Origin of the sequence: Cellulomonas citrea (assembly GCF_009829685.1) — a bacterium.
In the GTDB taxonomy this organism is placed as follows: domain Bacteria; phylum Actinomycetota; class Actinomycetes; order Actinomycetales; family Cellulomonadaceae; genus Cellulomonas; species Cellulomonas citrea.
Genome location: NZ_VWSD01000050.1, coordinates 1 through 19,880 on the forward strand (window position 1 = coordinate 1; position 19,880 = coordinate 19,880).

Annotated in this window: 17 protein-coding genes; 9 read left to right on the plus strand and 8 right to left on the minus strand. The window is 73.9% G+C overall.

Annotation, left to right across the window (positions count from 1 at the left end; all coding sequences use genetic code 11):
* Positions 1 to 144: 144 nt before the first annotated feature.
* Genes F2B26_RS07645 through F2B26_RS07665 form a run of 5 tightly spaced genes read right to left on the minus strand, consistent with a single transcriptional unit; the run spans position 145 to position 7,277 of the window.
* Positions 145 to 2,442 carry a glycoside hydrolase family 3 N-terminal domain-containing protein gene (locus F2B26_RS07645; protein ID WP_159808028.1) on the minus strand — a complete coding sequence of 766 codons (2,298 nt, stop codon included), beginning with the start codon at positions 2,440 to 2,442 and terminating at the stop codon, positions 145 to 147.
* A complete protein-coding gene (locus F2B26_RS07650; protein WP_159808030.1) occupies positions 2,439 to 3,236 on the minus strand; it encodes an HpcH/HpaI aldolase family protein in 798 nt (265 codons plus the stop codon). Before F2B26_RS07650 ends, F2B26_RS07645 begins: the two co-directional genes overlap by 4 nt.
* Positions 3,233 to 4,150, minus strand: coding sequence for a dihydrodipicolinate synthase family protein (locus F2B26_RS07655; RefSeq protein ID WP_201292653.1), 918 nt, complete (start codon positions 4,148 to 4,150; stop codon positions 3,233 to 3,235). The genes F2B26_RS07650 and F2B26_RS07655 overlap by 4 nt, the downstream gene beginning before the upstream one ends.
* 32 nt (positions 4,151 to 4,182) lie before the next feature.
* Entirely contained in the window at positions 4,183 to 5,904 is a 1,722-nt protein-coding gene (locus tag F2B26_RS07660; protein WP_159808034.1) for a dihydroxy-acid dehydratase, read from the minus strand.
* On the minus strand, positions 5,901 to 7,277 hold the full coding sequence (locus tag F2B26_RS07665) for a hypothetical protein (protein ID WP_159808036.1): 1,377 nt from the start codon (positions 7,275 to 7,277) through the stop codon (positions 5,901 to 5,903). Before F2B26_RS07665 ends, F2B26_RS07660 begins: the two co-directional genes overlap by 4 nt.
* 161 nt (positions 7,278 to 7,438) lie before the next feature.
* Here F2B26_RS07665 and F2B26_RS07670 point away from each other — a divergent pair, with 161 nt between their 5' ends.
* The 9 genes from F2B26_RS07670 to F2B26_RS07710 are packed head-to-tail and all read left to right on the plus strand — an operon-like array spanning position 7,439 to position 15,740.
* The gene (locus tag F2B26_RS07670) at positions 7,439 to 7,960 is read left to right on the plus strand and encodes a GNAT family N-acetyltransferase (protein WP_159808038.1); all 522 of its coding nucleotides are present in this window, start codon (positions 7,439 to 7,441) and stop codon (positions 7,958 to 7,960) included.
* On the plus strand, positions 7,960 to 9,105 hold the full coding sequence (locus tag F2B26_RS07675) for a Gfo/Idh/MocA family protein (RefSeq protein ID WP_159808040.1): 1,146 nt from the start codon (positions 7,960 to 7,962) through the stop codon (positions 9,103 to 9,105). The genes F2B26_RS07670 and F2B26_RS07675 overlap by 1 nt, the downstream gene beginning before the upstream one ends.
* A 54-nt stretch (positions 9,106 to 9,159) precedes the next feature.
* The gene (locus F2B26_RS07680; protein WP_159808042.1) at positions 9,160 to 10,461 is read left to right on the plus strand and encodes an extracellular solute-binding protein; all 1,302 of its coding nucleotides are present in this window, start codon (positions 9,160 to 9,162) and stop codon (positions 10,459 to 10,461) included.
* A 2-nt stretch (positions 10,462 to 10,463) separates the two neighbouring features.
* Positions 10,464 to 11,408 carry a carbohydrate ABC transporter permease gene (locus F2B26_RS07685; RefSeq protein ID WP_159808044.1) on the plus strand — a complete coding sequence of 315 codons (945 nt, stop codon included), beginning with the start codon at positions 10,464 to 10,466 and terminating at the stop codon, positions 11,406 to 11,408.
* On the plus strand, positions 11,395 to 12,237 hold the full coding sequence (locus tag F2B26_RS07690) for a carbohydrate ABC transporter permease (RefSeq protein WP_159808046.1): 843 nt from the start codon (positions 11,395 to 11,397) through the stop codon (positions 12,235 to 12,237). The genes F2B26_RS07685 and F2B26_RS07690 overlap by 14 nt, the downstream gene beginning before the upstream one ends.
* Positions 12,234 to 13,034, plus strand: a complete 801-nt coding sequence (locus F2B26_RS07695) for an IclR family transcriptional regulator (protein WP_201292654.1) — start codon at positions 12,234 to 12,236, stop codon at positions 13,032 to 13,034. The genes F2B26_RS07690 and F2B26_RS07695 overlap by 4 nt, the downstream gene beginning before the upstream one ends.
* A complete protein-coding gene (locus tag F2B26_RS07700; protein WP_201292655.1) occupies positions 13,031 to 13,867 on the plus strand; it encodes an SDR family NAD(P)-dependent oxidoreductase in 837 nt (278 codons plus the stop codon). The genes F2B26_RS07695 and F2B26_RS07700 overlap by 4 nt, the downstream gene beginning before the upstream one ends.
* Positions 13,864 to 14,790, plus strand: coding sequence for an SMP-30/gluconolactonase/LRE family protein (locus F2B26_RS07705; protein WP_159808048.1), 927 nt, complete (start codon positions 13,864 to 13,866; stop codon positions 14,788 to 14,790). The genes F2B26_RS07700 and F2B26_RS07705 overlap by 4 nt, the downstream gene beginning before the upstream one ends.
* Positions 14,787 to 15,740 (plus strand): COX15/CtaA family protein, encoded by a 954-nt coding sequence (locus F2B26_RS07710; RefSeq protein WP_159808050.1) that lies wholly within the window; start codon positions 14,787 to 14,789, stop codon positions 15,738 to 15,740. The genes F2B26_RS07705 and F2B26_RS07710 overlap by 4 nt, the downstream gene beginning before the upstream one ends.
* An 89-nt stretch (positions 15,741 to 15,829) precedes the next feature.
* Here the strand turns inward: F2B26_RS07710 and F2B26_RS07715 are convergent, their stop codons facing one another.
* The 3 genes from F2B26_RS07715 to murJ all read right to left on the minus strand — a co-directional run.
* The gene (locus tag F2B26_RS07715; RefSeq protein WP_438939175.1) at positions 15,830 to 16,471 is read right to left on the minus strand and encodes an NUDIX domain-containing protein; all 642 of its coding nucleotides are present in this window, start codon (positions 16,469 to 16,471) and stop codon (positions 15,830 to 15,832) included.
* Positions 16,472 to 16,484: 13 nt separating this feature from the next.
* Positions 16,485 to 18,179 carry a CTP synthase gene (pyrG, locus tag F2B26_RS07720; RefSeq protein ID WP_159808052.1) on the minus strand — a complete coding sequence of 565 codons (1,695 nt, stop codon included), beginning with the start codon at positions 18,177 to 18,179 and terminating at the stop codon, positions 16,485 to 16,487.
* Between the two features lie 46 nt (positions 18,180 to 18,225).
* Positions 18,226 to 19,880, minus strand: a 1,655-nt coding sequence (murJ, locus tag F2B26_RS07725) for a murein biosynthesis integral membrane protein MurJ (RefSeq protein ID WP_328698662.1), incomplete at its 5' end; no start/stop codon positions are given.

Here is a 19,880-nt window from a genome sequence, read left to right on the forward strand (position 1 = left end):
GGCTGCCGTCCGGCGCGCTCGGCGAGGGCCTGCGCAGCGCACTCACCACGGGCGCCGTGCCCGCAGGCCCGGTCCTCGTGCTCCTCGCCTGGGCCGGGCTGCTGGCCGCAGCCGTCGCCCGCACCTTCCGCTGGGACTGAGCCCTCAGGCACGCACCTCGAAGGCGGCCCGCAGCAGGTCCGCCGGCCGCGAGCTGTGCCCCACGAGCAGCTCGAACGCCCCGGGCTCGACGACCCGACGCCCGGCGGCGTCCACGATCGTGCAGGCGGCCACCGGCACCTCGACCTCGACCTCGACGGCCTCGCCCGCAGGCACCTGCACCTGGGTGAAGCCCTTGAGCTCGCGGTCCGCCCAGGTCACCGAGGTGACGGTGTCGCTCACGTAGACCTGCACGGTCTCCAGCACCGGCCGGTCCCCGAGGTTGCGCACCCGGACCGTGGCGCGCACGGTGCCGTCCGGTGCGAGCACCTGCTCGGCCAGCCGCAGGTCGTCGTACCCGACCGGGGCGTACCCCAGCCCCTCACCGAACGCGAAGAGCGGGTCCTGGGTGAGGTCGGCGTAGCGCGAGCCGTGCTGGCCGCGCACCTGGTTGTAGAAGACGGGCAGCTGACCCACGTGCCGGGGCACCGTGATCGGCAGCCGGCCGCTCGGCTCGACCAGCCCGAGCAGCACCTCGGCGACCGCCTGTCCCCCGGCCATCCCGGGGTTGAACGCCTGCACGACCGCTGCCACCTGCTCGGCCACCGGCGGCAGCGTGGACGGCTTGCCCTGCACCAGCACGAGGACCACCGGCGTGCCCGTCGCGACGAGGGCCTCGAGCAGCGCGACCTGCCCGCCCTGCAGGTCCAGCGTCGCCGTCGACCGGCCCTCCCCGGTGAGCGACACGTCGTCCCCGAGCACCGCGACCACCCAGTCCGCGGCACGGGCGGCCTCGACCGCCTGCGCGCGCAGCTGCGGGTCGTCCGGCGCCGGTGCGAACACCGGGGGCCGGGGCTGCCCGTCCGGGAACAGCGGACCCTCCGGGTCGGGGACCAGCGTGCCGATCCGGGCCCCGGGGGCGTGCGTGACGGTCCAGCTGCTCGGCACGCAGGCGCGCACGCCGTCGAGCACGGTGCTCACGAGCTCGCGCGGGTGACCGTCCGGCATCCAGTTGACCTGCCCGGACGCCCCGGCCCAGTCGCCCAGCTGGGCGTGCGGGTCGTCCGCGTTCGGGCCGACGACGGCCACCGTCCGGGCCGGGCCGGCCTCGGCCGCCCGTCCGTCCGGACCCGCGACCAGGCCGCCGGCCAGCGGCAGCGTGCCGTCGTTGCGCAGCAGCACGAGGCCGCGTCGGGCCACCTCGAGGTTGAGCCCGCGGTGCGGCGCCGAGCCGATCACCGTGCGCTGGCGCTCGGCGTCGGGCCGGTGCGCACCCTCGAACAGCCCGAGCTCGAACTTCAGCCGCAGGATCCGGCGCACGGCCTCGTCGATCGCGGACTGCGCGAGCAGCCCGCGGGCCACCGCCTCCTGGGCCGCCTCGAAGAACGCCGGCGTGGTCATCACCAGGTCGTTCCCGGCGGTCACCGCGACCACCGCCGCGGCCACGTCGTCCGCGCACACCTTCTGCTCCCAGACCATGCGCCCGACGTTGTCCCAGTCGGTCACGAGGGTCCCGGAGAAGCCCCACTCGTCCTTGAGGACGTCCTGCAGCAGCCAACGGTTGGCCGTCACCGGGACGCCGTCGATGGACTGGTAGCCGATCATCACCGTCCGGCAGCCCGCGCGCACCGCCCGCTCGAACGGCGGCAGGAACCACGAGCGCAGCTTGCGCGGGGTCAGGTCCGCCTCGCTCGCGTCCCGACCGCCCTGGGTCTCGGAGTAACCCGCGAAGTGCTTGGCGCAGGCCAGCACAGCGGTCGGGTCGTCGAGGCCGTCGCCCTGGTAGCCGGCAACCATGGCGGCGCCGAGCTCACCGATGAGGTACGGGTCCTCCCCGAAGGTCTCGTCGACCCGACCCCACCGGGTGTCCCGGGCGATGCACAGCACCGGGGAGAACGTCCAGTGCAGCCCGGCGGCCGCGACCTCGGTGGCCGCCATCCGGGCCGCCCGCTGCACGAGGGCCGGGTCCCAGCTGCACGCCATGGCGAGCTGGGTCGGCAGGATCGTCGCCCCCGGCCAGAACGAGTGCCCGTGGATGGCGTCGTCGGCCATGAGCAGCGGGATCCGCAGCCGGGTGGTGGCGACCAGCTCGGCGGCCTCCTCGATCCGGGCGGGCGAGGCGTGCAGCAGCGACCCGGCGAGCTTCCCGGTCACCACCTCGGCCAGGTCGCCGCGCGCATCGAGCTGCAGCATCTGGCCGACCTTCTCCGGCAACGTCATGCGCGCCAGCAGGTCCTCGACGCGGGCGTCGACCGACGCCTGCGGGTCGGTGAACAGGGGCTGGGGCTCGGTCGTAGGGCTCATCGGGTCGTCGTCCTGGGCACGGCACCACGGTAGTGGGACACGGCCGTGGCCAGGTCATCGGCCACCGCCCGGCGCAGCGCGCTGGTGTCGGTCACCGTGGTGAGCATCGCCGCGCCGCGCGCCGCCCAGTCGCCGGCCATCGCGGCGTCCGAGCAGTGCAGGCCGACCGGCACACCGTGCTCCCGGCAGGTCGCGACCACGTGGCTGAGCAGGTCGAGGACGTCGGCGCTGTCGCGGTAGGTGGCCCGCCCCAGCCCGCAGGACAGCGCCAGGTCGTTCGGCCCGACGTAGACGGCGTCGACGCCGGGCGTCGCCAGGATCTGCGGCAGCTGGTCCACCGCGGCGGCGGTCTCGACCATGACGAGGCACAGCGCCTCGGCGTCCTGCTCGGCCGGGGTCGGGACCGGACGCGAGTCGCCCCACATCGGGCCCCAGCTGCGGCGCCCGGTCGGCGGGTAGCGCACCGCCTCGACCGCGGTGCGGGCCGCGTCGGCGTCGTCGACCATGGGCACGACCACCCCGCTCGCCCCGGCGTCCAGGGCGCGGAAGACCGCCGCGGGCTCGTTCCACGCGACGCGCACCAGAGGGCTGCGCCCACCGGCCCGGAACGCCTGCAGGGTGCGGGCGAGCTCCCCTGCGCCGACGTGCCCGTGCTGGGTGTCGACGCACACGTAGTCGGCGTCGCCCGCGGCGAGCACCTCGGCGACGACGGGGTCGGCCAGCGAGCTCCAGACGCCGAACGCGGGTTCGTCGGCCGCCCAGCGGGCCCGCAGCCGGGCCGCGTCGGACCTCATGACGCGGCGGGCATCGCGACCCGCAGCCGGTGCGCCAACCGGTCGACCTCGGCCGCCGTCTCGGGGTCCAGCCGGTAGCCGACCGGTTCCCGTACGGCGATCGAGGGCAGCACGCCCTGGGCGTGCAGCAGGTGCTTCTCCACCGCGACGTAGGCGTCGACCGAGGTCTGGATCGCCACGAGCAGGGTGAGCGGCCCCGACAGGTCGTAGGCCAGGTCCCAGTCGCCCTGCTCGCAGGCCTGCCACAGCTGCTGCACGGCCCAGCAGACCTCGGCCCCGGGCATGGTGCCCACGACGATGCCGCGCCGGAAGCTGTCGACGACGGCGGCACCGCCCGACCCCTCGAACGCCCGCGCCCGACCGCCCGTCGCCTCCCGCAGGGCCGACAACCGCTGGCCGATGGGAGCGGCCTCGGGCTTGAAGTAGACCCGGTCGCCGAACCGGTCGAGGATCGCGACCTGCACCCCGATGGACAGCGGGTTGCCGACGTAGCCCGACGCGTCCTGCACGACGACCGGCACGTCGACGGCCTCCAGGATGGCGCTGTAGTAGGCCAGCACATCGGCCTCGTCGATCACCACGGTGACCGGCGGGATCGCCATGAGCGCGCTCGCACCGACGGCCTGCGCGTCCTGGGCCAGCCGCACGGCCTCGCGGGTCGACTCGGCGCCGCAGCTGATGACCGCGGCCTTGCCCCGGGCGGTAGCCGCGGTGCACACCGCACGGGCGACCTCGCGCCGCTCGGTGTCGGACAGCCGCAGGGTCTCGCTCACCATGCCGGTGGTCAGACCGCTCACGCCCTGGTCGAGCACCCAGTGCAGCTCGTGCTCGAGGGCATGGTGGTCGACCGAGCCGTCGGCCGCGAACGGCGTCTGGATCACCGGCAGCACGCCGTGCAGTGGGCTGGGGGTCACGCCTCGTCCTCCGTCAGTGGGGACCGGCCGCGTCATGAGCGGCCGACCGTGGGTTCGACCCGGACCCGCTGCTCGGGTCGCGGGGCCGCCAGGACGTCGAGGTCCGCGCCGGTCGGCGCCTGCCCGACGTGCTGGCGGTAGAGCAGCGGCCAGCCCCGCAGGTCCGCTGCCGTGGCCGGCTGCCAGGTCTCCGCCCGCCGGGCCAGCTCGGCCGGGTCGACCAGCAGGTCCAGGCGGCGCGCGGGCACATCGAGCCGGATCGGGTCGCCGTCGCGCACGTGCGCGAGCGGCCCGCCGACCTGGGCCTCGGGTGCCACGTGCAGCGCGACGGTGCCGAAGCTCGTCCCGCTCATCCGTCCGTCGCTCACGCGCACCACATCGCGCACACCGCGGCGCACGAGCGGGGCCGGGATGGGCGCCATGCCCCACTCCGGCATCCCGGGCGCCCCCACCGGGCCGATCCCCCGCACGACGAGGACGACGTCGTCGTCCACCGCCAGGTCGGGGTCGTCGAGCCGGGCGCGCATGTCCTCGTAGTCGTCGAGCACGAGCGCCGGGCCGGTGTGCTGGAGCAGGTCGGGGCTCGCGGCGGCGACCTTGAGCACGCAGCCGTCGGGCGCCAACGACCCGGTGAGCGCGACCATGGTCGGCGCCGGGGCCACCGGGTGCGCGGCCGTGCGCAGCACCCCGTCGGTGCTGGGGGCCGGGGCGAGCGCCACGTGCTGGCGCCACGGCAGACCGTCACCCGCGAGCGCGGTCAGGTCGACGCCGGGTCCGGCGGTCCGCCCCGCGAGGCCGGCAAGGCCAGCCAGAGCGGCCAGCAGCGTCGGCACACCGCCCGCCTCGGGCAGCGCCGCGGCCAGGTACCGTCCGCACGGCTCGACGTCGGCGAGCAGCGGGACGTCGCGCCACAGCGCATCGGCGTGCGCCAACGAGCCGTCCAGCCCGAGCCGGCCGGCGAGCGCCGCGAGGTGGATGACGGCGTTGGTCGACCCGCCCACCGCGGCGAGCGCACGCAGGGCGTTGTCGAGTGCCGCCTGGGTGACCACGTCGGCCGGGCGGGTGCCTGCCTCGACCATCGCGACGACCCGGGCCCCGGTGCGCTCGGCCAGCTGTGCGGCCGCCGGGCCGGCGCCGGCCAGACCGGTGCTGCCCGGCAGGCACAGCCCGAGCACCTCGGTGAGCAGCGCCAGGGTCGACGCTGTGCCCATCGTCGTGCAGGTACCCGGACCGGCGCAGGTGAGGCACGCCTCGAGCTCGTGCCAGGCGTCGTCGTCGAGCCGCCCGGCGCGCCGCTCCTCGAGCGCGCGCCACAGGTCCGTCCCCCACCTGGCGCGGCCGGACAGCAGCAGCAGCGCGGGCACGTCGGCCGAGGCCGCACCGAGCAGCCCGGCCGCGACGGTCTTGTCGCAGCCACCGGTGACCACGAGGCCGTCGATGGGGTTCGACCGCACCTGCTCCTCGATCTGCATCGCCGCGAGGTTGCGGTAGAGCATCGCGGTGGGCTTCATGAGGTCTTCGCCGAGGGACATCACGGGGAACCGCACCGGGATGCCGCCCGCGGCCCGGATGCCGCGTGCGGCGGCCACCATGAGCCCGGCGAGCGGGGCGTTGCACGGGTTGAGGTCGCTCGTGGTGTCGGCGATCCCGATGACCGGCCCGCCACCGCTGCCCCGGGCCGGCAGGGCGACCCGGTGCAGCACGGCGACCTCGTCGTCCCCGGCGAACCAGCGGTCGGAGCGCAGCCCGCTCATCCCAGGAGCTCCGCGACGGCGGCCTGCGCCGCGTCGACGAGCCGTTCGAGCGAGCCGGCCTGCACAAGGGTCTGCCAGCTCTGGTAGCGCTCCTGGTCGTAGGACTGCCGGGTCGGCAGGTAGACCCAGCCGGGCCCGTTGGTGAGGTTGAGCACGACCACCGCCAGCTGCGGGAAACGGGCGCGCAGGGTGGTCTGCAGGGCGCTGTAGGCCTCCCCCGGGTGCGCGACGACGACGACGTCGCCGAACCGCCACACCCACAGCGGGTGCACCGGCGCGCTCATGTCGGCGTAGGTGCGACGCAGGCGCTCGGCGCGGCGCAGCCGTTCGGCCCGGCTGCGCGGGTCGATGTGCGCCCACTGGCGTTCGAGCTCGTCGATCGGCGCGAGCGCCTTGAGCTCGACGGGCACCTGGGTGGCGACCGAGCCGCGGGCGCTGGCCGACGGGGTGGGCACGGGCTCCCAGACGCCGAGCGGCGCACCGGACTCGACGACCCCGGTGCAGACCAGGGCCGTCCCCGGGGCGGGCAGCGTGGCGAGCGCGCCGAGCACGGCGTGCCCGAGCCCGGCGCCGTGCCGGTCGGCCAGGTCGGTGTCGGCCCCGTACTGCTCACGCGGCCCGAGGTCACCGCTCGCACCCTGCAGGAAGAGGCACGGCACCCCGGTCGCCGGTTCGACGACGGCGCGCATCGCCCCCGGGTAGTCCGGGGAGAGCGCGTCGTTGTCCCAGCCGAGCGTCGTGGGGTGGCAGGCGTAGTTGACGAGGGTGGCGACCGGTGCGCCGTCCTGGTCGCTCACGAGGCCGACGAGCAGCGTGTCGTCCGCGGGGACCGCCGGGTCGAACGCGAGCAGGGCCCGCCCGTCGAGCGTGAGGTCGCGCACGGCGGCCAGGCCGTGGTGGGCGGTGGCCCACTGCATGGTGGCCGGTCGCAGATCGGCCAGGGCGGTGGTGGCCGCGGCGACGGCGCGGGCGGCGAGGCGGTCGAGGTAGGCGTCCACGAGCTCACCGCCGGGCAGGTCGTGGTCGTCCGCGCAGATGGACGGCCCGGCGTGCGTGTGGGTGAGGTGCAGCAGCACCCGGTCGGCGGACAGCCCGGTGGCCGCGAGCACGGCACCCCGGACCCGGGTCTCGTCGGCGGTGCTGCGCCACCAGCCGAGGTCGGCGGTGAGCAGCAGCGACGGGTCGGCGCCGTCGGCGTCGGCGAGCGCCAGGGCGGTGAGGGTGAGCGGGCGGTGCACCGTCCTGGCCACGTCACGGTCGCCGTAGCCCCAGTTGCGCATCCGGATGCCGACGGGTGCGGTCACGTCCTGGCGGGCGACGCCGGCGGCGCCGGACCAGGCCGGGGGCTGCCAGGTCGGTCGGGTGGCGGTCATGGCGGCGAGCCTAGGGAGAGCGTCCGCCCGCAAGAACTGTGTTCGTCCAGGCCGAACAACAGGCGATCATGTCGGCCTGCCGTTCGGCTGCACCGAACGCTGTTCCCCCCACCGAGCCCCACACCTACCTTTCCGAGCATTCCTCGACCTGGAGGTCACCGTTGACTCAGCTCTTCATGGTCCACCCCGGCCCGTTGCCGACCCAGGAGCCCGATCCCCGTCTTCGTGCAGCGACGCACGAGGACGCCGCCGAGCTCGGCCGGCTCATGCAGGCCGCCTACGACCAGCCCTGGGACGCCGACCGGATCGGTCGCGACCTGCTCGACGCCCCGGACGTCCCCGTCACCTGGGTGCTCGTCGAGCAGGACCAGATCCTGGCCTGCGCCTCCGAGCGACTGCTGCCGCAGACCTACCCGGGCGCCGGCTACCTGCACTACGTCGCCGCCGACGCCGCCGCCTCCGGGCGCGGCCTCGGCGCGACGGTGACCCGTCGGGTGCTGGCCGGGTTCGCCGCGCGTGGCCTGGACCGGGCGGTGCTCGAGACAGACGACTTCCGCCGGCCCGCCGTCATGGTCTATCTGCGGCTGGGCTTCGTGCCCGAGTACCGCGACGGGAACGAGCGGGCGACCTGGTCCGTCCTGCTCCCCCAGCTGCTCACCACCCGCCCGACGAAGGGATCCTGATGTCCAGCGCACGCCCCCCGGTCCTGCGGATCGGCATCGCCGGTGCCGTCCGCGGCGGCGGGTTCCTGTCCAGCCTGCGCGCCCAGGCCGACCGCGCCCGCCTCGAGACGGTCTACGACCCGGACCATGAGGTGCGGGACGGCTTCGCCGCGCAGAACGGCGCCGCCCGGGTCGCGTCGTCCTTCGACGAGCTGCTCGAGCACTGCGACGTCGTCGTGCTCTCCTCCCCGCAGCAGCACCACGTGCCGCAGGCCGTCGAGGCGCTGGCCCGCGGGGTGCACGTGCTGTCCGAGGTGCCCGCCGCCGTGAGCCTCGAGCAGGCGCAGGCGCTCGTGGGTGCCGTGCGCGGCTCGACCGCCCAGTATGCGATGGCCGAGAACTACTGCTACACGCGCCCCAACCTCATCGTGCGCGAGATGGTCCGCGAGGGCCTGTTCGGTGACATCTACTACGGCGAGGGCGAGTACCTGCACGAGATGCGGTCCTGGCACACCCGCCCGGACGGCTCGCCGACCTGGCGCTACCACTGGCAGGTCGGGCGCGACGGGCACACCTACCCCACGCACTCGCTCGGCCCGCTGCTGTGGTGGACGAACGACCGGGTGGTCGCGGTCTCGTGCCACGGCACCGGACGGCACACCGACCCCGAGCACACCCTCCAGGACTCGACCGTCACGTTGGCCCGCACCGCGGCCGGCCGGCTGCTGTCCATCCGGTTCGACCTGCTCTCCAACCGGCCCGAGCTCATGGACTACTACGCGATCCAGGGCACGGGCGGCGCCTACGAGGCACCACGCACGTCCGACGGGGTGCCGGTCGTGCACCTGACGGGTCGCACGGCGCACGACACCTGGGAGCCCCTGGAGAGCTTCGCCGAGCAGTTCCTGCCCGCTGCCTACCGCAACCCGCCCGACGACGGCGGGCACTGGGGCTCCGACGCCTGGCCGCTGCGCGACTTCCTCGACGCCGTCACGGCCGGGACCCGACCCGAGATCGACCTGTACACCGCGCTCGACTGGTCCCTGCCCGCGATGGCCGCCGAGGCCTCCATCGCCGCCAACGGCGCCTGGGTGCCCGTCCCGGACCCGCGCTTCTTCACCGCCGGCATCGGGGTCGACCCCGGTCCCGAGGCCCCGCTCGCCTGATCCCCCGCCCCACCCGTCTGATCCCCCGCCCCGCCGTTCCCCCAAGGAGATCCCATGCAGGTCTGGAAGGTTGCCGCACCCCTCGCGGCGATGGCGCTCGCCCTCACCGGGTGCAGCTCCGGCACGTCCAGCTCCCCCTCGGCCTCGGGCACGGGTGGGGTGAGCGGCTCGCTCACGGTGTGGAACTACGGCGCCCTGGACGACTCGAGCCTGCTCACCCCGCTGGTCGCCGGGTTCGAGGCGACGTACCCCGACGTCAAGGTCAACCTCGTCGGGCAGCCCGCCGACAACTACTACGCGCTGCTGCAGGCGGCCGTCGTCTCCGGCCGCGGCCCGGACGTGTTCTCCATGTTCCCCGGCGGGTACCAGAAGCAGTTCCAGGAGTACTCCCTGGACCTGTCCGACCGGATCCCGCAGGCCGACCTGGTGGCCACGAACGCCCAGTACTACTCGGCGAACGGCAGCACGACGTCCCAGGTCTACGGCGTCCCGAGCACCGCCGGGATGTACATGATGCTCTACAACAAGAAGGTCCTGGCCGATGCCGGCGTCGCCGCGGTGCCGACCGACTGGGACGAGCTGGACGCCGCCTGCGCGAAGGTCGTCGCGGCGGGCAAGACGTGCCTCGGCTACGGCTCCCAGGACGGTTCGGGCGGCTTCTCCTCCTACCTGGACTGGAGCTACCTGCTGGGCGCCGTCGAGCCGCTGACCAGCTGGGACAAGCTCATCGCAGGCACCCTGCCCTACTCCTCGCCGACCATCGTCGACCAGGTGGCCCGCTGGGGCACGATGCACGAGAAGGGCTGGACCAACCCCGACGTGCTCACCTGGCGCGATGTGCGGACCAGCTTCGAGTCCGGTGACGTGGCCATGGTGATGGGCGGCAGCTGGGACTCCTCGTGGGCGCAGAAGGCCCTCGGTGCCGATGTCGCGGCAGCCCCCGCACCGTTCTCGCCGAAGCCCAACACGCTGCTCGTCCAGCTCCCCGACAACGGCTACTCGATCTCCAAGGAGGCCGCCAACCCCACGGCGGCGGTGGCCTTCGCGGCCTACGTCGTGTCCCCCGAGGGCCAGGCGATCGTCGCCAAGGCCGGCAACGTGCCGTCCCGCAGCGGGGTCCAGGTCACCGACCCGGTGAACAACGCCCTGCTCACCCAGGCGAAGGACGAGTCCTGGACCGTGGTGCCGATGTTCGACAACTTCATCGCACCGACGGTCAACCAGGCCCTCACGAGCGGTCTCAACCAGGTGCTCGCCGGTCAGGTGAGCGCCAAGGACGCGATGGCAGCGGTCGACAAGGCCACCGCCGGGCTGTCCGACGACGAGCGGGTCGCGTACCACCTCGGCGGAAGCTGAGCATGTCCACCACCGCACCCGTGCGCAGGTCCGCGGCCTCTCGCCGCGGGCCTGCGCGCCCGCGAGCCAGCGCCCTGCGCCGGCGCCAGCAGCGCTGGGGGCTGGCGCTGGCCGCACCGGTCGCCCTGCTCGTCATCACGTTCTCGCTGGTCCCGACCCTGCAGGGGCTGTGGTACTCGTTCACCGACTGGGACGGGCGCACCGCCAGCTGGGTCGGCCTGGACAACTACGCCAAGGGCCTGCTGGGCAACCCGGAGTTCCTGCGGATCCTGGGCAACAACCTGGCGATCGTCGTGTCCGTCCCGTTCGGCGTGGCCGGTGCGCTGGTCGTCGCCTTCCTGCTCGCCCAGGGCACCCGTGGGTCGAACCTGTTCCGCAGCATCTACTTCATGCCCGTCGCACTGTCCTGGGTGGTCATCGGCATCACCTGGTCGTACCTGCTGTCCGACCGCGGCCCGATCAACGCCGGGCTGCGTGCGGTCGGGCTCGGGGCGCTCGCGCAGGACTGGCTCGGGCAGGTCTCCACGTCGTTGCTGGCGCTCATCCTCGTCTTCAACTGGAGCTACCTGGGGATCAACGTCGTCCTGCTGTACACGGGGATGGTCTCGCTCGACCCGTCCGTGATGGAGGCGGCCCGGCTCGACGGCGCGTCCGGCGTCCGGTTGATCCGGCACATCGTGCTGCCGCACGTGCGCCGCTACCTCGAGCTCGCGACGATCCTCACGATGTCCGCCGCGATCACCCAGATCTTCGGGCTCATCTACACGATGACCAACGGCGGTCCAGGGGTCTCGACCACGACGCTGGAGTTCCAGCTCTACACGACGTCCTTCAAGTACGGCCGGTTCGCCCAGGGGGCTGCGCTCGGCGTCGTGCTGTTCCTGTTCACCCTCATGCTCACGCTGGTCCGGATCCGATCGGGGGTGCGTCGCGATGACGACGACTGAGCACGTGAACCTGCTCGCGCCACCGCGGCGCCGGGGCGCCTCGGTGAGCGTCGGTCGTTGGCTGACCTCGCTCGTGCTGCTCGTCGTGGCCGGGATCGCCCTCGGCCCGATCCTCTACATGGTGAAGGCCTCCGTGACCCCGTCCGACGGGCGCGGTGTCACCTTCGAGGCGTGGACGCACGTGCTGGCGCAGGGCCTGGCCCGCGCCGGGGCGAACTCGCTCGTGCTGTGCGTGCTCGCGATCGTCGGGGTCAGCCTGTTCGCGACCCCGGCGGCCTTCGCCATCGCGAAGCTGCCGTTCCGCGGTTCGCAGACCATCCTGGCGACCCTCACGATCCTCATGCTCGTTCCGGGGCAGACGTCCCTGCTGCCGCTGTACTTCGACATCTCCCGGCTGGGCCTCATCGGCAACGTGCCGATGACCGCCCTGCTGTACGCCGTGGGCCAGCTGCCGTTCGCGACCTTCCTGCTCACCAGCTTCTTCCGCTCGGTGCCCAGCGAGCTCGTGGAGGCCGCCGTGATGGACGGCGCCGGCTACCCCAGGATCATCCGGTCGGTGGTCGGCCCGCTCGCGGTGCCCCCGCTGGTGACGCTCGGCGTGCTCACCTTCATCGGGGTCTGGAACGACCTGCTGTTCGCCATGCTCTTCCTGCCGGACGGGGCCCAACGCACCATCTCGGTGGTGATCGCGACCGCCGGCTCGACCCAGGTGTTCGATGTCACCCAGCAGATGGCCGGCGCCCTCATCTCGGCGCTGCCGTGCATCCTGGTCTACCTGATCTTCCAACGGCAGCTGGCCGTCGGCCTGACCGCGGGGGTGGGCAAGTGAACCAGATCCGCCCGGCACCGCCGGAGGACGCCCGCTACCAGGTGCGCAGCGTCGGGCGCGCGCTCGACCTGCTCGACCGGCTCGCCGCGGCGCAGGAGGCGGTGGGCCTGTCCGACCTGGCACGTCAGGTCGGCGCGTCCAAGTCGGCCACCTACGCGATGCTCCAGACGCTGTGCGCCCGGGGCCTCGTCGACTCCGCCGGCGAGGGGTTCGCCCGCCGTTACACCCTCGGCATGGGCCTGGCCCGGCTGGGGCACCTCGCGGCCCGGCAGGTGACGCTCACCGACCTGGCCCAGCCGTACTTGCGCGAGCTCACCGGGCTCACCCACCTGGGGTCACGCGTGGCGACCTTCGACGGCGCCCGCGCGGTGATGATCGCCCAGGTCGACGGGCCCACCGCGGTGCGCTTCAACCTGCACATGGGGGCCCGCGAGGAGCTGCACTGCTCGGGCATCGGCAAGGCCATCTTGTCCACGTTCGACGATGCGACGGTGCGTGAGCTGCTCGCCGGTCGGGACCTGCCGCGCCGCACGGCCCGGACCCTCACGACGGTCGAGGCGTTGCTCGCGGATCTGCAGCAGGCCCGCGAACGCGGGTTCGCGGTGGACGACGAGGAGGACGCCGACGGGATCTGCTGCGTCGGCGCTCCGGTCTTCGACCACTCCGGCGGCTGCGCGGGAGCGCTGTCGGTCACCGGGCTCAAGGTCTCCTTCCCCGGCTCGCGGGTCCGGGAGGTCGGGCACCTGGTCCGCACGAGCGCCGCGGCGCTCTCGGCCCGGCTCGGGTGGCTGCCGTGAGCGCCGGGCTGCCGGGGCTGGCCGGCACCGGGGTGCTGCTCACGGGCGCGGCGGGCGGCATCGGCCAGGCGCTCGCGGTGGCGTTCGCGACGGCCGGGGCGCGCCTGCTGCTCGTCGACCGCCCCGGCACCGCCGAACCGGCCGCGCTCACCGCGGCCCTCGACGGGCTTGGCGCCGACCGTGTGTGGCTCGGTCAGGACCTCGCCCGCACGGACGAGCTCGCCGGTTTCGTCGACGAGACGTGGGACCGGTACGGGCCGTGGGAGGTGCTCGTCAACAACGCGGGCATCGCGCAGATGGCTCGCTTCAACGAGGTGTCGGTGGCCGCCTGGCGCGAGGCGATGGCCGTCGACCTGGACGCACCGTTCGTGCTGTCGGCCCGCACCGCCGAGCACCTCGTGCACGAGGGCCGCAGCGGCCGGATCATCATGATCTCCTCGAAGAACGGGCTGCAGGCCGAACCGGGGCTGGTCGCCTACAACGCCGCCAAGGGCGGTCTGGAGCTCATGGCCCGCAGCCTGGCGGTCGAGCTCGGAGCGTTCGGCATCACGGTGAACACGGTGTGCCCGGGGATGGTGCACACCCCGTTCGCCGGGGACTTCGGGCTGGACTGGCCCCGTTTCGAGGCCTACTACCGTGAGCACATCCCGCTGGAGCACCGGTTCGCCCGCCCGGCGGAGATCGCCGGCCCGGTGCTCTTCCTGGCCTCCTCGCTCGCGTCCTACGTGACGGGCCACGCGCTCGTGGTCGACGGCGGGGTGCTCGCCAACCAGGTGCCGCGTGCGCAGTTCCTGCCCGCCTACCACGACCGCCTCGCCGAAGGAGCCCCGTGACCGTCCTGCCCGAACCGCTCGTCCTCGACCTCGCCCCGCTGTCGGCGGTGACCCCCGGTGCGCCGGTGCCGGTCGGGTCCGGCAACGACGAGCTCGGCGAGGGGCCGCTGTGGCTGGCCGACCGCCGCGAGCTGTGGTGGGTCGACATCACCGGGGCCCGGGTGCACCGCCGGTCCGAACCTGCTCCCGGCAGCCCTGCCCCGGCCCAGCTCAGCACCTGGGAGCTGCCGCGCGCCGTCGGGTCGGTGCTGCCCGGGCCCGACGGCAGGGTCCGGCTCGCCACGACCCACGGTCTGGAGGAGCTCGACCCCGCGACGGGTGAGCTGCACCTGCTCGTCGCGATCGAGGCCGAGCTGCCCGAGCGTCGGATGAACGATGTCCGGGTGGACCCGGCCGGGCACGTGTGGGCCGGCACCATGCGGTTCGACACGAGCACCGGCCCCGACGACGGCGCGCTCTACCGGATCGACCCCGACGGTGGCGTGCACACCGTGCTCGACGCCCTCGCCTGCCCCAACGGGATGGCCTGGCCCGCGCCCGACGAGATGGTGTTCATCGACTCCGGCCGCCACCGGGTGGACCGCTGGCGGCTCGACCCGGTGAGCCGGCAGGTCGTGGGCGAGCTCGCCCCGATCGACCTGGCGCAGTTCGGCGGGCTCCCGGACGGCCTCGCGCTGCTCGACGACGGCACGATGTGGATCGCGTTCTGGGGCGAGGGTCTCGTCCGTCGTCTCTCCCCCGACGGGCGGGTGCTCGACCAGGTCGAGGTGCCGGCCCCGTTGAGCAGCTGCCCTGCGCTCGTGGGCGCCGACCTGCTCGTCGTCACCACGGCCGGCGGCGATCCGTCGACGCCGCCGCAGCCGTCCGCCACCGGCCCCGGTCAGGTCTTCGCGGTGCGTCTGCCCCGTACGCTGGAGCGGTGAGCACCGCAGCCCCGTCCGGCCCGGCGACCCCGTGGCGTGAGCGCTGGACCCGTCCGGCCGTCGTCACCAACCTCGTCGCTCAGATCGCGATCATCGGCACCGGCGGGCTCGTCCGGCTCACCGGGTCGGGGCTGGGCTGCTCGACGTGGCCGCAGTGCCAGCCGGGCAGCTTCGTCCCGGTGCGGCATGCCGCGAGCCCGCTGCACCAGGGCATCGAGTTCGGCAACCGCACGCTCACCGGCGTGCTCATCGCGGTCGCGGTCGCGGTGCTCGTCCTCGTCGGGTTCGACCGTCGGCGCTCGCTCGGCACCCGTGCGCTGGGCTGGGTGCCGCTCGTCCTGGTGCTCGTGCAGGCCGTGGTCGGCGGGCTCTCCGTGATCGGTGGGTTGCCGCCCGCGGTCGTCGGGCTGCACTTCCTGCTGTCGATGCTGCTCGTGGTGGCCGCCACCTGGTTGCTGGTCCGCATCGACGAGGGCGACGGCCCGATGGTGTGGCTCGCCGACCGGGCCACCGTGCGCTGGGCGGGTGTGCAGGGCGCGCTGACCTTCGTCGTCCTCGTGCTCGGGGTGGTGACGACGGGGGCCGGGCCGCACTCGGGCGACGATGCGGTGGGCTACCGGTTCGCGGTCGACCCGCTCCTCATGGCCCGGGCGCACGCCGGGGTCGTGTGGCTGTTCGTCGCCGTCTCGGTCGTCCTGCTGCTACGGGTGCGCCGCGCCGGCGGTGCTCCGTCCCGCTGGGCCGTGACCGTGCTGGTCGTCGCCGCGGCGCAGGGCGGCATCGGCTACGTCCAGGTCGCCACCGGGCTGCCGATCGCCCTGGTCAACCTGCACATGATCGGCGCCGCGCTGCTGGCGGCGGCGGTCACCCGGTTCGCCTCGACGTTGCGCAGCCGCCGGGCCGACGCGGAGCAGGCCCTGGCCGAGGCACCGGTCGCGACCGCGTCCTGAGCACTGCGGCCCGGCGCCGGGCCCACCGCGCCCGGTCGGTTCCGCAGGTGGCGGCACCACGAACCGCGGTGCCACGAGCGGCGGTGCCGTCAGCCGACGGCGACCTGCTCCAGCCCGGCCCAACCACGAGATCTCGCCACGGCCGCCGCGAGCACCCCGGTCACCGTCGTCGGACACTGCAGCCGACCGGCCAGCACACCGTCCACCGCCTCGTCGAGCGGCACCCAGACGGCCTGCATCCCGGCCTCCTCGTCGACCCGCGGGAACGGGGTCGACGTCGGGGCCAGGTCGCGGGCCAGGAACAGCGTGATGTGCTCGCTGGACCCGCCCGGGGTGGTGAAGATCTCCACCAGGCGCCACCACGAGCCGGCGACCAGGTCGGCCTCCTCCGCGAGCTCGCGCGCAGCGGCGGTCACCTCGTCCTCGCCGGCCACGTCGAGCAGACCGGCCGGGGGCTCCCACAGCACCCGTCGCACGGGGTGCCGGTACTGCGACAGCAGCAGCACCCGGTCCTGGTCGTCGAGCGCGATCACGCCGACAGCACCGGGGTGCGCCACGTACTCGCGCACCACCTGGGAGGCGCCGAGGTCCACCAGGTCGCGGTCCAGGTCGAAGACCCGGCCGTCGTACACCCTGGTGTGCTCCAGGACCGGGTGCGCGACGGGCTCGTCGCGCAACCGGCCGTGCTCGTCCCGGCCGGACGCCGTGGCTACCCCACCCGGCCTGGTCACCTCGTCGAGCCCGTCACCGGACAGGCTCGACCTCGAGCAGCCGCGTCTCGCGCTGCCGGGTGAGCGCCGCGCCGATGAGCCCGGCGAACAGCGGGTGCGCCCGCGTCGGCCGCGACTTGAACTCCGGGTGTGCCTGGGTGGCGACGTAGTACGGGTGCACGTCGCGCGGCAGCTCGACGAACTCCACGAGCGAGCTGTCCGGCGAGACGCCGGAGACCACGAGCCCGGCCTCCTCGAGCGCGGCACGGTAGGAGTTGTTGACCTCGTACCGGTGCCGGTGCCGCTCGGAGACGTGCGTGGTGCCGTAGACCTCGGCCACCACGGACCCGTGCGTGAGGGTCGCGTCGTAGGCGCCCAGCCGCATGGTCCCGCCCAGGTCGCCCTGCCCGTCGACGATGGCCAGCTGCTCGGCCATCGTCGCGATCACCGGGTGCGGTGTGGCCGGGTCGAACTCCGAGGAGGACGCACCCTCCAGGCCCAGCACGGTGCGCGCGTACTCGATGACCATGCACTGCAGGCCGAGGCAGATGCCCAGCGTCGGCACCTGGTGCTCGCGGGCCCAGCGCAGCGCGCCGAGCTTGCCCTCGATGCCACGCACGCCGAACCCACCGGGGACCAGCACCGCGTCGACCCCGGACAGCGCGAGCTGCGCACCCTCGGGGGTCTGGCAGTCGTCGGAGGTCACCCAGCGGATGACGACCTTGGCGTCGTGGTGGAAGCCACCGGCCCGCAGCGCCTCGGTGACCGACAGGTACGCGTCCGGCAGGTCGATGTACTTGCCGACGAGCGCGACCTCGACCTCGTACGACGGCTGGTGGACCCGCCGCAGCAGCCCGTCCCAGCCGCTCCAGTCCACGTCCCGGAACGGCAGCCCGAGCCGCTGCACGACGTAGGCGTCCAGGCCCTCGGAGTGCAGCACGCGCGGGATGTCGTAGATGCTCGGGGCGTCCTTCGCGGTGACGACGCCCTCGACGTCGACGTCGCACATGAGCGCGATCTTGCGCTTGGTCGCCTCGGGCACCTCGCGGTCGGCACGCAGCACGATCGCGTCGGGCGCGATGCCGATCGAGCGCAGCGCGGCCACCGAGTGCTGGGTCGGCTTGGTCTTGAGCTCACCGCTCGGGCCGATGTACGGCACCAGGGAGACGTGCAGGAAGAACACGTCGTCGCGGCCCAGGTCGTGACGCACCTGGCGGGCCGCCTCGAGGAACGGCTGGGACTCGATGTCGCCGACCGTGCCGCCGATCTCGGTGATGATGACGTCGACGTCGTCGGCCGCCTGCGAGCGCATCCGCGCCTTGATCTCGTCGGTGATGTGCGGGATCACCTGCACGGTGTCACCCAGGTACTCCCCGCGACGCTCCCGCGCGATGACCGAGGAGTAGATCTGCCCCGTGGTCACGTTGGCCGAACCGACCAGGTTGACGTCGAGGAACCGCTCGTAGTGGCCGACGTCGAGGTCCGTCTCGGCCCCGTCGTCGGTGACGAACACCTCACCGTGCTGGAACGGGTTCATCGTCCCAGGGTCGACGTTGAGGTAGGGGTCGAGCTTCTGCATCGTGACCCGCAGCCCGCGGCTGCGCAGCAGGCGCCCCAGGCTCGATGCAGTGAGGCCCTTGCCCAGTGAGGACGCGACGCCCCCGGTGACGAAGATGTGCCGGGTCGTGTGGTCCGACCGCCCGGAGAGTCGGTGTACGCGCTCTGTCACGGGGTTCCAGTCTACCCGACCGTGGTCCCGCCCACCGCCGACGCGCTCAGGGCGCGGACCGGCGAGTCGCCGACGGCCGTCCCCCGGGGCGCATCCGGTCCCGGTGCACGAGCCCGGTGAGCACGTGCCGGTCGCCGACGGCCAGCACGGCCGCGACCACGACGAGCGCCAGGAACCCACCACCGAGGGCAGCCCCGAGCGCCGACCACACGCCGGCGCCCACGAGCATGAGGACCGACTCGACCACCCAGCGGCCCGCGACGGCGGCGAGGGCCCCCGCCCCGAGGAGCACCGGCACGCTCCGGCGCATCCCGCCCAGCGCCGCCGGACCCGCGGCCCGGCGCAGCGTCACCAGCGCGGCGACGCCGCCGACGGTCATGCCGATCGTGGACGCGCCGGACAGGGCGCCGATGACGTCACCGTCCGCGCCGACGGCCACGAACAGCACGCACGCAGCAACCGTGACCGTCCCCCAGCCGATCGCGTTGACGACGAGGGCGGACCGGCCGCGCTCGAGCGCGTACAGCGTGCGCGAGCCCTGGTACATGAGCGAGAACCCGACCAGCCCGGGCACCATGAGGGACAGCGCGTGGTTCATCGCCGGGACGACGACCCCGGCCTGCTCGGGCCGGATCTCGCCGAAGACCAGTGCGATGGCCGGTGCCATCGCCACGACGGCGGCGGCTCCGGCACCGGCCACGACGAGCACACCCCGCAGGCTGGCCGCGGCGAGCGCCGCGAACCGGTGCAGGTCGCCGGTGGCTCGCCACGCGGACAGCCGCGGGAACGCCGAGGTGGCCAGCGGCACCACGAGCACGGCGTACGGCAGCAGGTACACCTGCTGGGAGTACTGGTAGACGGGCCAGGTGCCCTCGGCGGTCCCCCGCCCGGCGAGCACCACCATGACGAGCACCGACAGCTGCTGCGCGGCCACGGCGGAGACACCGGCGAGGGCCAGCCGACGCACCCGGGCCGCGACGCCGTCGGGGAACCGGAGCGTGGGCCGCAGCCGCAGGCGCAGCGGCACCATCGCGACCAGCGCGGGGACGCACATCGCGGCCACCCCGGCCGTGGTCCCCCAGCCCAGCACCAGCAGGGCACGTCCGGGCACCGCCGCAGGATCGGCGAGCTCACCACCGGCCAGCCGGCCGTACCACAGGTACGCGGCGATGGTCACGACCGAGGCCAGGATCGGGGCGAACGCGGGCCAGAAGAACCGCTTGTGCGCCTGGAGCACCGCGTAGGCCAGGACCGTGAGCCCGTACAGCGGCACCTGGAGCGCGAACATCTGGATGAAGGTGCGGGCCAGTCGCTGCTGCGCCGCGTCCGGGGTCAGCAGCTGGGCCACAGGTCCGGCGGCCAGCGCGAGCACGAGCCCCAACGGCACGAGCACGAGCAGCGTCCAGCCGAGGGTCGCCGAGACGATGCGCTGCACCCCGCCGCGGTCCCCGCGCTCGATCGGCTCGGCCAGCACCGGGATCACCGCCCCGGACAGCGCCCCGCCTGCCGCCGCCTCGAACAGCACGTTGGGCACCGTGTTGGCGGCCGTGTACGCCTCGCCGATGGCCTTGGCACCCACCGAGTGCGCCTGGACCAGCCACCGCACCAGGCCCAGCACCCGGCTGGCGGCGGTGACGACGGCGATCATCGCGGCCGCACCCGCGAGCCCGCGCCCGGCGAGCAGCCCCTGGGCCGCGGCCA

Coding starts and splice junctions, on each gene's coding strand:
- F2B26_RS07645 (WP_159808028.1), bottom strand. CDS start 2,442: ATGAGCCCTACGACCGAGCCCCAGCCCCTGTTCACCGACCCGCAGGCG.
- F2B26_RS07650 (WP_159808030.1), bottom strand. CDS start 3,236: ATGAGGTCCGACGCGGCCCGGCTGCGGGCCCGCTGGGCGGCCGACGAA.
- F2B26_RS07660 (WP_159808034.1), bottom strand. CDS start 5,904: ATGAGCGGGCTGCGCTCCGACCGCTGGTTCGCCGGGGACGACGAGGTC.
- F2B26_RS07665 (WP_159808036.1), bottom strand. CDS start 7,277: ATGACCGCCACCCGACCGACCTGGCAGCCCCCGGCCTGGTCCGGCGCC.
- F2B26_RS07675 (WP_159808040.1), top strand. CDS start 7,960: ATGTCCAGCGCACGCCCCCCGGTCCTGCGGATCGGCATCGCCGGTGCC.
- F2B26_RS07680 (WP_159808042.1), top strand. CDS start 9,160: ATGCAGGTCTGGAAGGTTGCCGCACCCCTCGCGGCGATGGCGCTCGCC.
- F2B26_RS07685 (WP_159808044.1), top strand. CDS start 10,464: ATGTCCACCACCGCACCCGTGCGCAGGTCCGCGGCCTCTCGCCGCGGG.
- F2B26_RS07690 (WP_159808046.1), top strand. CDS start 11,395: ATGACGACGACTGAGCACGTGAACCTGCTCGCGCCACCGCGGCGCCGG.